Below are 14,907 nucleotides of genomic sequence, written 5' to 3'. Positions count from 1 at the left end.
AATTATTTTGGTAATCCATTTATTTTCATCTTTATCACACCAAATAAAGCTTCAGATACAATATTGCCACTCATTTTAGATTCCCCTAAAGTTCTGTCTGTAAAAACAACAGAAACTTCTTTTATATTAAAGTTGTGTTTCCATGCTTTAAACTTCATTTCAATTTGAAAGGCATAACCAATAAATTTAATTTTATCTAAATTAATGGTTTCTAGAACTTCTCGTTTCCAGCAAACAAAACCAGCAGTGGTATCAAAAACCGGAATTCTAGTAATAAAACGTACATATTTTGAAGCAAAATAAGATAAAAGGACTCTTTTCATTGGCCAATTAACAACATTAACACCTTGCGAATATCTAGAACCAATAGATACATCTGCTCCTTTTTTAGAACAAGCATTGTATAGGCGAACTAAATCTTTTGGATTGTGAGAAAAATCTGCATCCATTTCTGTAATATAGTCGTATTTTCTAGCTAATGCCCATTTAAAACCATGAATATAAGCTGTGCCTAATCCGTTTTTTCCCAATCTTTTTTCTAAAAAAAGTTGATTAGGAAACTCATTCATAAGGTCAGTTACAATTTCTGAAGTTCCATCTGGAGAGTTATCATCAACAATTAAAATATGAAATGCTTTTTTCTGGCTAAAAGTAGCTCTAATAATAGCTTCTATATTTTCTTTTTCGTTATAAGTTGGGATGATAACTAAGGCGTCTGACATAAATAAATTTTCATGTAGTAAGAAAGCAAATATACATTATTTAATTACTAATTTTGTGTTAATCTTACCAAAACATAAAAAGTGCAGGCATTAGAGAAAATATTTATAAATACAGATTGGATTACCATTTTATTGGTATTGCTATTAGGTACTATTTTTTTTCTAAAAGGATTAGATGCTGTAAAATTAAAAGGATATGTTTTTGCTCTGTTTAATAAAGGTTTTGTTGAAAATGAAGTTGAAGAAAACAGTACTTTTCCTAAAGCATTTCAAATATTAATGTTTTTATTCTCAATTACAGTTTTATCATTAGTTTGTTATTATTGTTTAATCTATTTTTCTGAAACAAAAATAGATGGGTTTTATCTTTTTGGGATTACTTTTTTAACAGTTTTTTTCTATTTCCTAATAAAAAGGAGTTTAGAATACTTATTGTCTTTACTTTTTTTAATAAGAAAAGAGGTTCGTTTTTTTCTAGTTTCTAAATCTAGTTATCTTTATAATATCTCCTTTTACTTGTTTGTTTCCTTGGTTTTACTGCAATACACAAAACTAAATATCACTTTTTTAACAACCTTTACAACACTGTTGTTTTTAATGCGATTTATTTTTCACATTATAAATAACAAAAACCTGATTTTTAATAAGTTGTTTTATTTTATTTTGTACATTTGCGCCTTCGAAATAGCACCGCTATTTATACTGTTTAAATTGATGTTTTAAATACAAAACGAAAGCTTATGAAAGTGAAAACGATTTTAGTATCTCAACCAGCACCAAAGACAGAAACTTCTCCTTATTTCGATTTATCTGATAAACAAAAAGTAAAGATCGATTTTAGATCATTTATTCATGTAGAAGGTATCTCTGTAAAAGAAGTTAGAGCTGAAAAAATTGACTTAAAAAATTTTACTGCTATTATTTTAACAAGTAGAAATGCTGTAGATCATTTTTTTAGAATTGCTGAAGAAATGCGCTTTAAAGTGCCAGATGCGATGAAATATTTTTGTCAGTCAGAAGCAGTAGCTTACTACTTGCAAAAATATGTTGTTTACAGAAAAAGAAAAATTTATGTAGGTAACAGAACTTTTCCAGAATTAACAAAACTAATTAAGAAACATAAAACTGAAAAATTTTTATTACCATCTTCAGATAAATTAAAACCTTTAATCCCAGAAGAATTAGATAAATTAGGGGTAACTTGGACAAGAGTAGATTTATATAGAACTGTAATAAGTGATTTATCTGATTTAGAGAATGTCTTTTATGATGTTTTAGTGTTTTTTAGCCCATCAGGAATTGAATCGTTATTCAAAAATTTTCCAAACTTTAAGCAAAACGATACAAGAATTGCGGCTTTTGGAAACTCAACTGTTAATGCAGTTACAGAAGCAGGTTTAAAGTGCGATATACAAGCACCAAGCCCAGAGACACCTTCTATGACAATGGCTTTAGACAAGTACATTAAACAAGCAAATAAAAAATAAGAGTTTTTTCAATATAGATTGAAACAATTTTAAAATAAAAAAAGTGGTAATTAAAAATTACCACTTTTTTTATGCTCAATATTTTATATAAAATTCTTGATTTTTGTTAAAAATAAAAAAGTCTTACCAAATGGTAAGACTTTTTTGCTCCTCTTCAAGGACTCGAACCTTGGACCCTCTGATTAACAGTCAGATGCTCTAACCAACTGAGCTAAAGAGGAGTTTGCATCACATTTGTGATTAGCGAGTGCAAATATAATTCTTTTTAATACATCTCCAAATATATTTCAAAAAAAAATTATTTTTTTTTCACTTTATTATAACTGAAATTAATTCCTCTTTTATTTCAAATATTGTATTTTTGTTTTAAGAATTAGCTTATATACAAAGCACAAACTATTATATGGACAAATTTTCGTTCTTAAACGCAGCACATACAGGCTTTATAGCCGATTTATACGATCAATATTTAGTCAACCCAGATTCTGTTGAACCAAGTTGGAGAAGCTTTTTTCAAGGATATGATTTGGCAAATGAAGATTATTCCTTTAAAGATGAAGTTACTTCATTAGAAATTCCACAAGAAGTAAAGAAGGAATTTTTGGTGGTAGACTTGATTAACGGTTATCGAACACGTGGACATTTGTTCACAAAAACAAATCCGGTTAGAGATAGGAGGCAATATCAACCAACTTTAGAAATCGAAAATTTCGGTTTAACCGAAAACGATTTAGATAAAGAATTTTCTGCAGGAGATGTTTTAGGTTTAGGAAGAGTAAAACTTTCTGAAATAATTAGTCACTTAAAAACTATTTATTGCGATTCTATTGGAGTGGAGTACATGTATATGCGCAACCCAATAAAATTAAAATGGTGGCAGGATCGATTAAATACCAACGATAACCATCCTAATTATTCTATTGAATCTAAAAAATATATTTTAGGAAAATTAAACCAAGCAGTTACTTTTGAAAGCTTTTTGCAAACAAAATATGTAGGGCAAAAGCGTTTTTCTTTAGAAGGAGGTGAATCTTTAATTCCAGGAATGGCAGTTGTTTTAAGAGAAGCAGCAGAAACTTTTGGAGTGAAAGAATGTGTTTTAGGAATGGCACACAGAGGTCGTTTAAATACTTTAGTAAATATCTTTAAAAAGCCAGTTAGAGATTTATTTAGCGAGTTCGAAGGAAAAGATTTCGAAGATGAAGATATTGATGGGGATGTAAAATACCATTTAGGTTTAACGTTAAGTAAAACTTATAGAGATGGTAATGAAATAAAAATGAATTTGGTTCCAAATCCATCTCACTTGGAAACTGTTGCAGCAGTTGCTGAAGGAATTACAAGAGCAAAAATCGATAGAAAATACGATGGAGATTCAAGTAAGATTCTTCCAATAATTATTCATGGAGATGCTGCAATTGCAGGTCAAGGAATTGCCTATGAAGTTGTTCAAATGGCAAAATTGAATGGTTATAAAACAGGAGGAACTATACATATTGTTGTAAATAACCAAATCGGTTTTACCACAAACTATTTAGATGCACGTTCAAGTACCTATTGTACAGATGTTGCAAAAGTAACTTTATCGCCAGTTTTACACGTAAATGCAGATGATACAGAAGCAGTTTGTCACGCAATGCAAATGGCTTTAGAGTTTAGAATGAAATTTAAAACCGATATTTTTATAGATCTTTTAGGTTACAGAAAATACGGACATAATGAAGGTGATGAACCTCGTTTTACACAGCCAAAATTATACAAAGCAATCTCTAAACATGAAAATGTAAAAGAGATTTATGCTGAAAAATTATTACAAGAAGGAAGTATAGATAAAAATTATTTAGCTGAAATTACTACAGAATTCAAGAGTATGTTGGAGACTGAATTCGATGAATCTAAAAAAGTAGAAACATCGAAAGTAAAAGAATTCATGCAATCTACTTGGGAAGGCTTCGATCGTGAGGAATTACCTGCGATGTTGCAACCTGTTGATACAAAATATACAGCTGATGGTTTAAGAAATATTGCAAAAGTAGTTTCCACAGTTCCTGAAGGTGTGAAATTTGTTAGAAAAGCAGAACGTATTTTACAAGGAAGGGCAAAAATGGCTTTCGAAACCAATCAATTAGATTGGGGAATGGCAGAAAATTTAGCTTATGGTTCTTTAATGGAAGAAGGTTTTAATGTACGTATTTCTGGGCAAGATGTAGAAAGAGGAACTTTTTCTCATAGGCACGCTATATTACGTGACGAACTTTCAGAAGAGAGAATTAACTTATTAAATAGAAATCCAAAGAGTAAAGGACAAATGACGATTTACAACTCGTTATTATCTGAATATGGAGTTCTTGGGTTCGATTATGGGTATGCAATGGGTAACCCAAACACATTAACAATTTGGGAAGCACAGTTTGGAGATTTCTCTAACGGAGCACAAATAATGTTCGATCAATACATTTCTGCAGCAGAAGATAAGTGGAAATTACAAAACGGAATCGTGGTTCTATTACCTCATGGTTATGAAGGGCAAGGTTCTGAACATTCATCTGCAAGAATAGAACGTTATTTACAATTGTGTGCAACTGATAATATGACACTTGCAAATTGTACAACACCTGCGAATTTCTATCATTTATTGCGTCGTCAAATGAAACGTGATTATAGAAAACCGTTAATTGTATTTACTCCGAAAAGTCTATTAAGACATACAAAAGTAATTTCTTCAATTGAAGATTTAGCAACCGGTGAATTTCAAGAAGTAATTGATGATACAATAAATCCAGAAAAAGTAACAAAGTTAGTTTTCTGTATGGGTAAATTCTATTATGATTTATTAGAAGAAAGAGAAAATTTAGAAAGAGAAGATGTAGCTTTGGTTAGAATTGAACAATTATTTCCTCTGCATTTAGAGAAATTACAAAAGGTAATAGATAGATATCCGAATGTGAAAGATTACGTTTGGGCACAAGAAGAACCAAGAAATATGGGAGCTTGGAGTTTTATGTTAGAACGTTTCGATTTAGTAAAATTAAATGTTCGTTCTCGTAAATACTATGCAGTTCCTGCAGCAGGTTCAAGCACAAGATTCAAAAAACGTCATAAAGGTGTTATTGATAGTGTTTTTAGTAATGAGTAAGCGCGTTAAGGATTGAAACGGCATCCTTTTTTTGATTTTTCTTCAAAAAAAGATATAGTGGAAAGCCTGTTAAAACGCCCAAAAAATAAAAGTTAAAATAATTAAATGCTGAAATAATTTCGGCGCAAGTAAAATAAGAAACCATGAGTGTTTTAGAAATGAAAGTTCCTTCTCCAGGAGAATCGATTACAGAAGTAGAAATTGCAACTTGGTTAGTTGAAGATGGAGATTATGTTGAAAAAGATCAACCAATTGCAGAAGTAGATTCTGATAAAGCAACTTTAGAATTGCCAGCGGAAGAAAGTGGAATTATCACTTTAAAAGCGGAAGAAGGAGATGCTGTAGAGGTTGGAGCAGTTGTGTGTTTAATAGACACAAGTGCAGCAAAACCTGAAGGAGATGCTTCAGAAAAGCAATCAACAAAAGAAGCGCCAACAAAAGAAGAAAAAGTTGCGCCAAGTGTTGAGAAAAAAGAAACATACGCTTCTGGAGTTGCATCACCAGCTGCTAAAAAAGTTTTAGCAGAAAAAGGGATGGATGGTTCTTCTATAAAAGGAACAGGAAAAGATGGTAGAATTACCAAAGACGATGCTGTAAAAGCAGTACCTTCTATGGGAACACAACCAGCTAACGGATCTCGTGGAACAGAGCGTAAGAAAATGTCTATGTTGCGTAGAAAAGTTGCAGAACGTTTGGTAGCTGTAAAAAGCGAAACAGCAATGTTAACAACGTTTAACGAGGTGAATATGCAGCCAATTTTCGATTTACGTAAAGAATATAAAGAAGATTTTAAAGCAAAACACGGAGTTGGTTTAGGGTTTATGTCTTTCTTTACTTTGGCAGTTGTTAGAGCATTAAAAATGTACCCAGATGTAAACTCTATGATTGATGGAGATTTTCAAATAAAACACGATTTTCAAGATATTTCTATTGCAGTTTCTGGGCCAAAAGGTTTAATGGTTCCTGTAATTAGAAATGCAGAAAACTTATCTTTTAGAGGTGTAGAAAGCGAAGTAAAACGTTTGGCTTTACGCGCAAGAGATGGGCAAATAACTATTGATGAAATGACTGGTGGAACGTTTACAATTACCAATGGTGGTGTATTTGGTTCTATGTTGTCTACACCAATTATAAACCCTCCACAAAGTGGAATTTTAGGAATGCACAATATTGTAAACAGACCAATGGCAGTAAATGGCGGTGTTGTAATTCAGCCAATTATGTATGTTGCATTGTCTTATGATCACAGAATTGTAGATGGTAGAGAATCTGTAGGTTTTTTAGTGGCAGTAAAAGAAGCGTTAGAAAATCCTGTTGAGTTATTGATGGATAACAATCCTACAAAAGCATTAGAAATGTAGTCAAAATTTTTGACTTATAGATATTAAAACCTTTTTGAGAAATCAAGAAGGTTTTTTTATTTGAAGCTATTTCCTGCTTTCCATTATATCTTTTTTTGAAGAAAAATCAAAAAAAGGATGCCATTTCAATCAGGGCTAAATATGTTTGCTAGCTCTTTTCATACATTAAAGTTATCTAATTTTTACTTGAATTTTAGCTATATTTACTTGTTAATAAAATTGAGCTTTTATTAAAATATGATATTTTTTTCGCATCTATAAATCAAAATAAGCCAAAACAACAGTTTATTACTAAATGAAAAACATAACAATAATTGGTGGAGGTCCAGCTGCATTAATGCTCGCAGCAGAAATTGATATCAAAAAATATAAAGTTACCATTTGTGAAAAGAAAAAAACAGTTGGACGTAAATTTTTAGTTGCTGGAGAAGGTGGTTTAAATTTAACTTTCAATTCAACTTTAGAAGCGCTTATCAATCAATATTCGCCAAGTGAATTTATGGATGCTGCTATTCGCAAGTTTACAAATGAAGATTTAGTAAATTGGTTGAACAAACATAAAATACCAACATTTACAGGTTCAAGCAATCGTGTTTTTCCTGAACAAGGCTTAAAACCAAGTGAAGTTTTAAAAAGAATTGTAACGTTAATAAAAGAAAAAGGCGTGGAATTCCAATTCAACAAAAAATGGATTGGTTGGAATGAAAAAGGAAATTTATGTTTCGAAAACTCCAAAGAAATTAAATCTGATATTACGGTTTTTGCTTTGGGTGGCGCTAGTTGGAAAGTAACAGGTTCAGATGGAGAATGGAGTGAAAAATTTCAGGATAAAAACATTGAAGTAAAACCATTTAGAGCAGCAAATTGTGCTTTTTCTGTAGATTGGGATAAAAACTTTATAAAAACTCAAGAAGGAAAACCTTTAAAAAATATTGCACTTACTTACAAGAACCATTCTGCAAAAGGCGAATTGGTGATTTCTAAATTTGGTTTGGAAGGAAATGCATTATATGCTATAAGTGAAAAAATTCAAAATACATTATTAACAGAAGAAAATACTACTATTCATCTCGATTTAAAACCAACATTAACTGTTGAACAATTAAAAACAAAGTACAAAAAAACGAAGCTTTCTAAAGTAACAGAAATTTTAAAAAAGGATTTAAATTTAGATAGAACTTCAATAAGTATTTTAAAACATTTTACAGACAAAGAAACTTTTTCTAATGAAGATTTACTTGTAAAAGCTATAAAATCGCTTCCTATTGTTTTAAAATCTGCAGAAGAAATAGACAAAGCAATTTCTACTTTAGGCGGAATTTCTTTAGACGAGGTTGATGAGAATTTTCAACTAAAAAAAATACCGAATTCTTACACAATTGGAGAAATGTTAGAGTGGTATGCTCCAACAGGTGGTTATTTATTACAAGGAAGTTTTAGTATGGGTTTTTATTTAGCAAAACATTTAAATACTCTGTAAATTATGGGACAAATTTTAAAACATTTTATAAAATAATTTTTAATTATCTACCTTGCATAAAATTAAAAATGAATCTTTTAAACAGATAATTCTAGGTTAAAATATTATTTATGTATTATAAAAAAATAAGCAAAAAATTAAATTAGAGAATGTTATTTAACTCAATTGACTTTGCAGTATTTTTACCAGTAGTTTTTATATTGTATTGGTTTTTAGTAAATAAGAGTTTAAAGGCTCAAAATTTATTAATAGTTTTTGCAAGTTATCTTTTTTATGGTTGGTGGGATTGGAGGTTTTTAATTCTTATTATTTTTAGTACTCTTGTAGATTATTCAATTGGTCGAAAGTTAAAATTGACAGAAAGTAAAGCACAAAGAAAATTACTTTTATGGACAAGTATTATTGTTAATCTTGGTTTTTTAGGCTTTTTTAAATATTACAATTTTTTTCTCGACAATTTTGTTACTGCTTTTTCCTTTTTTGGTACATCTATAAATAGTAGTTCGTTAAATATTATTCTTCCAGTTGGTATTAGTTTCTATACTTTTCAAACATTAAGTTATACAATAGATGTTTATAGAAATAAACTAGAACCAACAAAAGATATTATAGCATTTTCTGCTTTTGTATGTTTTTTTCCTCAATTAGTTGCTGGGCCAATTGAAAGGGCTACAAATTTATTACCGCAATTTAAAAGGGAAAGATTTTTTGATAATAAAAAAGCAATAGATGGTTTGCATTTAATTCTTTGGGGTCTTTTTAAGAAAATTGTTATTGCAGATTCTTGTGCAAATTATGCAAATGAAATATTTTCTAATTACGAGAATATGAACTCATTAAGTTTAGCTTTGGGAGCTATTTATTTCGCCTTTCAAATTTATGGAGATTTTAGTGGATATTCAGATATAGCAATAGGAACATCTAAATTATTTGGTATAAATCTTATGAGAAACTTTAATTTTCCTTATTTTTCTAGAGACATTGCAGAGTTTTGGAGAAACTGGCACATATCTTTGTCAACCTGGTTTAGAGATTATCTTTACATTCCATTAGGAGGCAGTAGAGGAGGTTTAAAAATGAAGATAAGAAACACTTTTATTATCTTTTTAGTAAGTGGTTTTTGGCATGGAGCAAATTGGACATTTATTGTCTGGGGTACATTAAATGCACTTTACTTTTTACCTTTATTAATAACTAATAACAATCGTAATAATTTAGATACAGTTGCAAAAAATAGAATTTTTCCAACTTTAAAAGAGTTTGTATTTATGATTACTACTTTTAGTTTAACAGTTGTTGCTTGGGTTTTTTTTAGAGCAGATTCAGTTTTAATAGCAGTTAAATATTTACAAAAATTATTTTCATTTAATTTTAAGAATGGTTTTCAATATTTATCAATTGAAAGGTACGCACCCGAACTAATAATTTTAATTCTATTTTTTGTTTTAGTAGAATGGAATTCTAGAGAAAATGAACACCCTTTTTTTGGTAAATGGGTGCATTTAAAAATAGTTTTTACCTTATTAGGCTTAATTACATTAGGTGTATATTCAGATGTTACTGATTTTATTTATTTTCAATTTTAATTTTTAATGAAACAGTTTATTAAATATTTATTATCAATTTTATCTCTAACCATAGGTCTGCTTTATTTGTGTGATTTTATTTACACAAAAGCATATCTTAATGCTAATCCTAGAAATAAGCTCCAATATATTTTAAAGACAGAAGGTAAAAAATTTGATATCGTTTTTTTAGGGTCTTCTAGAGTTGCAAATCATATAGATACCAAGTTGTTTAATAGTCTATCACAAAAGAAAACTATTAATTTAGGAGTAGAAGGAGCAGGTTTAAATGACAATTTATTGCAACTAAAGCTATTATTAGATAAGAACACTGTTTCTAATATTTTTTTACAAATCGATTTTAACTTCGAAGGTGTCTCTCCATCCAATATTTCAATTTCGGAAGCAATGCCTTTTTTAAGAAATAATATCATCAAAAACCATTTAAAAGACAATTTTAAAAACTTTAATAAACTTCAGTATTTACCTTTTTACAGATATGCTGTTAATGATCCTAAAATAGGATTTAGAGAGTTTATCTTCTCTTTAGCAAATAAAAAACCTAGGGTAAATTCAAGTACAGGTTTCACGCCAATGTATGGAAAAAAATTACCTTTTAAAGGAGAGAGTTTACCAGAAAATATTCGCAAGAGCAATAAGGTATTAGAAGAAATTATTGAAATATGTAGCAAATATAATATTTCACTTACTCTTTATATTTCACCTTTTTGCAGTAAGACTAACAATTTAGATTATATAACTAAATTAAAAAAGAAAGTACCAGGATTAATAGATTTATCTTCTGGATATAATGATTCTTTATTTTATAATTGTGGTCATTTGAATAGGAAAGGAGCAGAAATTTTTACTGTTGATTTATTTAATGCTACTAAAAACTAAAGAATTTATAATAATTATCATTAAAAAGTAAAGTAATTTTATTTGATTATTTACCTTGCATCAAAAAGCTAAAATGTCAACAAATCCTGAATTAGAACTAGCCTTAAATTTCATTGAAAAAACGGATAGAAATCTGTTTATTACTGGAAAAGCAGGTACAGGAAAAACTACTTTTTTACATCAAATTAAAAACGAATCATTAAAAAGATTGGTAATTGTTGCGCCAACAGGAGTTGCTGCAATTAATGCAAAAGGAGTTACCATTCATTCTTTTTTTCAAATGCCTTTTGGTCCTATTTTACCAAATCAGCCGCCAAATAACCAACAAAGACGTTTTTCGAAAACAAAAATTGATATTATAAAATCGTTAGATTTAGTAATTATAGATGAGATTTCTATGGTTCGTGCAGATTTGCTAGATGGAATAGATCAAGTAATGCGTCGTTATAAAAACAGAAATAAAGTTTTTGGTGGCGCACAAATTTTAATGATTGGCGATTTGCAACAATTAGCGCCAGTTGTAAGACCAAATGAATGGAGTTTGTTACAACAGCATTACAATACTGTTTATTTTTTTAGTTCAAAAGCTTTTCAAGAAGCAAATGTAGTTTCAATTGAATTGAAGCATATTTATCGTCAGAAAAACGAAGATTTTATTACTATTTTAAATGAAATTAGAAACGATAATTTATCAGAAAAGTCTGCTAAAATTTTAAATGAACGTTACAATCCAACTTTTTCTCCAAGTAAAGAAGAAGGTTATATTACACTAACAACTCATAATAACAGAGCGAATTTAATAAACGATTCTGAACTCAATAAAATCACCAATAAAAGTCGCTTTTTTGATGCTGAAATCTCTGGTAAGTTTAACGAAAATTCGTACCCAAATGCCGCAAAATTAGAATTAAAAGTTGGTGCACAAGTAATGTTTATCAAAAATGATTCTTCTCAAGAAAAAAGATATTTTAATGGGAAAATAGGAATTATTACAGACATTTCTAAAACATCTGTAACTGTACAATGTGGAAATGAAGCTGATGAAATTGTAACAGAAAAAGAAACTTGGTCTAATATTAATTATTCGATTAATGAAGAAACCAAAGAAATAAAAGAAGATTTAGTTGGTGCTTTTTCGCAGATTCCATTACGTTTGGCTTGGGCAATTACTATCCATAAAAGTCAAGGTTTAACGTTCGAAAAAGCAATAATCGATGCAGAAGCTTCATTTGCACATGGGCAAACTTATGTTGCGTTAAGTAGGTGTACTTCTTTGGAAGGATTGGTTTTAAAAACACCAATTACAAGCAACGCAATTATTAATGATAAAACTGTAAGTGTTTTCAATTTAAGTGTAGAAGAAAATCACCCAGATGAAAGTATTTTGAACCAATCTGAAATTGAATTTCAATTGAATTTAATTTCAGAATTGTTCGATTATCAACCTTTTTTATATCCAATTACAAGGTTAATTGATATTTTCTACAAAAACCAAACAAGTATAAAAGGTGATGTAATAGATCATTTACAAACCATAAAAGACGATGGAATTGTTGCTCTAATGAAAGTTTCCAACGGATTTAAGAATCAGTTAAAAGTACTTTCAGAAGACAATGTTTTGCCAGAGAATAGTTCTACAATTCATGAGCGATTTACAAAAGCAGTTGCTTATTTTTTAAATCACACACAAAATAATATTCAGAAGCCTTTAGATGCAATTAATTTTTCAACAGATAATAAAGCTGTAAAAGCAGATTTTTCTAAACAGTTCGATTCACTTCAGGAAAAATTAGAAGAAAAGTTATTTGCGTTGCAAAAAATGACGACTGGTTTTAAAGTTCAGTCGTATTTAGAAGTAAGAGCAAAAGCAGTTTTGCAAAAAATGGAGCCAAAAAAGAAGAAAAAAGTAGCTTCCAAACGCGACCCAATTTTAGCTTTAAAATTAAGAGAATTAAGAGACGAAATTAGAGTTGCAGAAAACATTCCAGCGTTTCAAATATTTACCCAAGAATCTTTATATGCAATGTGCGATTCATTGCCAAGAACCGAAAAAGATCTACTTAATATTGTTGGAATGGGTAAAACTCGCGTTGCAAAATATGGAGATGAAGTTTTAGATGTAATTAATAGATACTGTTCAGAAAACGGAATAAATAAATTAAACGAGCAGAAAAAAGAAGATAAAAAAAATACAAAACAGATTTCATTAGAACTTTTTAGATCTGGAATGTCAGTTTTAGAAATTGCTAAAGAGCGTAAGCTAACAACAGGAACTGTAACAAGTCATTTATCTAGCTATATTCCTTCTGGAGATGTAGATATTTTGGAATTAATTCCAATAGAAAAGTACAAAAAAATTGTAAAATCGATAGATAATGTTGAGTTTAAAAGCTTAACTGAATTAAAGGAAAAGCTTGATAAAGATTTTACTTATTCTGAAATACGTATGGTTCTAAAATCTTTAGAAAGTTAATTTTTTTGGCAAGGTACTGTTAAGGAGTCTATAAAAATTTTGTGTAGACTTCTGCCAATACTAGAATTACATTTGTTAGAAAATTTCATCATTTCAAATCCTTCAACAACAATTGCACAGTTTTATAACCATTCCATTCATTTTCATCCAAAGCATAGACAATGTCAAATTCGTCTTGTACAAATTCTATTTTATTTCCTAAATTAAAACCAATGGCATTGTAGGTTTTTTTATTATCACCTTGAAAAACATTTAATTTTAAATGGGTTTTATCTGCGCCAACTTGTTTTCCATAACCATTATCTCTTACACAAGTAGATTTAAAAGTTGGTTTCATATTCATTGGACCAAAAGGCGCCATTTGCTGAATGATTCGAAAAAATTTATCTGTAATTTCTGATAAATCTATTTCTGCATCAATCGCAATTTCTGGCGTTAGTAATTCTTTATCAATTGTTTTTTGGACAATTTCTTCGAATTTGTTTTTAAAATTCTCGTAGTTTTCTGGTAGTAAAGTCAAACCAGCAGCATATTTATGTCCACCAAATTGTTCTATAAATTCGCTACATGCCTCCAATGCATTGTACACATCAAAACCTTTTACAGAACGTGCAGAAGCGGCTAATTTATCGCCACTTTTTGTAAAAACTAACGTTGGTCTATAATATTTTTCGATCAATCTAGAAGCTACAATTCCAATTACACCTTTGTGCCAATCTTCTTGAAAAACGACAGAGGTAAAACGCTCTTCTTCGTCATTATCAATAATCTGAATTAAAGCTTCGTTGGTTATTTTCTTATCTAATTCTTTTCTATCAGCATTATTAATTTCAATAGCAGCAGCAAATTCAATGGCAGAATTTAAATCCATTTCAGTTAATAATTCCACAGCATAATTACCATGTTTCATTCTTCCTGCAGCATTAATTCTTGGCGCAATTATAAAAACGACATCAGTAATTGTAAGTTCTGTTTTTTTAACTTGAAGAATAATGGCCTTAATTCCGTTTCTTGGTTGCGAATTAATTACTTGTAAACCAAAATAAGCTAAAGTTCTGTTTTCGCCATTCATTGGTACAATATCTGCAGCAATTGCAGTAGCCACCAAATCTAAATAAGGCACAAAATGTTCAATTGTTTGGTTTCTGGAAACTCCCAAAGCTTGTATCAATTTAAAACCAACTCCACAACCACAAAGTTCATCAAAAGGATACGTACAATCTTCTTGTTTTGCGTTTAAAACAGCAACCGCTTTTGGAATTTCTTTTCCAGGTTTGTGATGATCGCAAATAATAAAATCGATGTTTTTCTCTTTTGCATACTCAACTTTTTCAATGGCTTTTATACCACAATCTAGTGCAATAATTAAAGAAAAATCATTGTCTTGTGCAAAATCAATTCCCATATAAGAAACGCCATAACCTTCTGCATATCTATCAGGAATATAAGTTGCAATATTTGGGTGAATCGTTTTTAAATATGAAGAAACTAAAGAAACAGCTGTTGTTCCATCCACATCATAATCGCCAAAAACTAGGATGTTTTCGTTGTTTGAAATTGCTTTTTCAATTCTTTCCACAGCCAAATCCATATCTTTCATTAAAAAAGGATCGTGAATATCTTCTAAACTAGGACGAAAATACTTTTTTGCTTCTTCGAAAGTTTCAATATTTCTTTGACAAAGAATTGTAGCAATTGTTTTATTAACTTGTAAGTCTTTGGCAAGTTGTGCGATTTTTTCTTTATTTGGTGGTTTTTTTAAAGTCCATCTCATAGCAATTTT

10 protein-coding genes and 1 tRNA gene are annotated in these 14,907 nt (G+C 29.7%); 8 read left to right on the top strand and 3 right to left on the bottom strand.

Going from position 1 to position 14,907, the window contains the following annotated elements:
- Window positions 1-2: 2 nt before the first annotated feature.
- The gene (locus H9W90_RS11420) at window positions 3-722 is read right to left on the bottom strand and encodes a polyprenol monophosphomannose synthase (protein ID WP_187481723.1); all 720 of its coding nucleotides are present in this window, start codon (window positions 720-722) and stop codon (window positions 3-5) included.
- Between the two features lie 81 nt (window positions 723-803).
- Between H9W90_RS11420 and H9W90_RS11415 the strand changes: the two genes are divergently transcribed.
- Both H9W90_RS11415 and H9W90_RS11410 read left to right on the top strand, forming a co-directional pair.
- Complete coding sequence (locus tag H9W90_RS11415; RefSeq protein ID WP_187481722.1) at window positions 804-1,445, top strand: DUF4271 domain-containing protein; 642 nt, start codon at window positions 804-806, stop codon at window positions 1,443-1,445.
- Window positions 1,446-1,462: 17 nt separating this feature from the next.
- Window positions 1,463-2,209 carry a uroporphyrinogen-III synthase gene (locus tag H9W90_RS11410; RefSeq protein WP_187481721.1) on the top strand — a complete coding sequence of 249 codons (747 nt, stop codon included), beginning with the start codon at window positions 1,463-1,465 and terminating at the stop codon, window positions 2,207-2,209.
- Between the two features lie 147 nt (window positions 2,210-2,356).
- Here the strand turns inward: H9W90_RS11410 and H9W90_RS11405 are convergent.
- Window positions 2,357-2,430: transfer RNA gene (locus H9W90_RS11405), tRNA-Asn, on the bottom strand.
- A gap of 182 nt (window positions 2,431-2,612) precedes the next feature.
- Here H9W90_RS11405 and H9W90_RS11400 point away from each other — a divergent pair.
- The 6 genes from H9W90_RS11400 (at window position 2,613) to H9W90_RS11375 (ending at window position 13,124) form a co-directional block, all read left to right on the top strand.
- Window positions 2,613-5,345, top strand: a complete 2,733-nt coding sequence (locus tag H9W90_RS11400; protein WP_187481720.1) for a 2-oxoglutarate dehydrogenase E1 component — start codon at window positions 2,613-2,615, stop codon at window positions 5,343-5,345.
- A gap of 143 nt (window positions 5,346-5,488) precedes the next feature.
- A complete protein-coding gene (odhB, locus tag H9W90_RS11395) occupies window positions 5,489-6,706 on the top strand; it encodes a 2-oxoglutarate dehydrogenase complex dihydrolipoyllysine-residue succinyltransferase (RefSeq protein WP_187481719.1) in 1,218 nt (405 codons plus the stop codon).
- Between the two features lie 295 nt (window positions 6,707-7,001).
- The gene (locus H9W90_RS11390; protein ID WP_187481718.1) at window positions 7,002-8,186 is read left to right on the top strand and encodes a BaiN/RdsA family NAD(P)/FAD-dependent oxidoreductase; all 1,185 of its coding nucleotides are present in this window, start codon (window positions 7,002-7,004) and stop codon (window positions 8,184-8,186) included.
- 149 nt (window positions 8,187-8,335) lie between these two features.
- The gene (locus H9W90_RS11385) at window positions 8,336-9,772 is read left to right on the top strand and encodes an MBOAT family O-acyltransferase (RefSeq protein WP_187481717.1); all 1,437 of its coding nucleotides are present in this window, start codon (window positions 8,336-8,338) and stop codon (window positions 9,770-9,772) included.
- A 6-nt stretch (window positions 9,773-9,778) separates the two neighbouring features.
- Window positions 9,779-10,651 carry a hypothetical protein gene (locus tag H9W90_RS11380; protein ID WP_187481716.1) on the top strand — a complete coding sequence of 291 codons (873 nt, stop codon included), beginning with the start codon at window positions 9,779-9,781 and terminating at the stop codon, window positions 10,649-10,651.
- Between the two features lie 73 nt (window positions 10,652-10,724).
- A complete protein-coding gene (locus H9W90_RS11375; RefSeq protein ID WP_187481715.1) occupies window positions 10,725-13,124 on the top strand; it encodes a helix-turn-helix domain-containing protein in 2,400 nt (799 codons plus the stop codon).
- Between the two features lie 88 nt (window positions 13,125-13,212).
- On the opposite strand, the gene recJ is transcribed toward H9W90_RS11375, so the two are convergent.
- The gene (gene recJ / locus H9W90_RS11370) at window positions 13,213-14,898 is read right to left on the bottom strand and encodes a single-stranded-DNA-specific exonuclease RecJ (protein ID WP_187481714.1); all 1,686 of its coding nucleotides are present in this window, start codon (window positions 14,896-14,898) and stop codon (window positions 13,213-13,215) included.
- Window positions 14,899-14,907 lie beyond the last annotated feature (9 nt).

Source organism: Polaribacter pectinis, assembly GCF_014352875.1.
GTDB lineage: Bacteria > Bacteroidota > Bacteroidia > Flavobacteriales > Flavobacteriaceae > Polaribacter > Polaribacter pectinis.
Note: the sequence above shows the minus strand (reverse complement) of the source record. Positions and strands in the feature narration are given on the sequence as shown.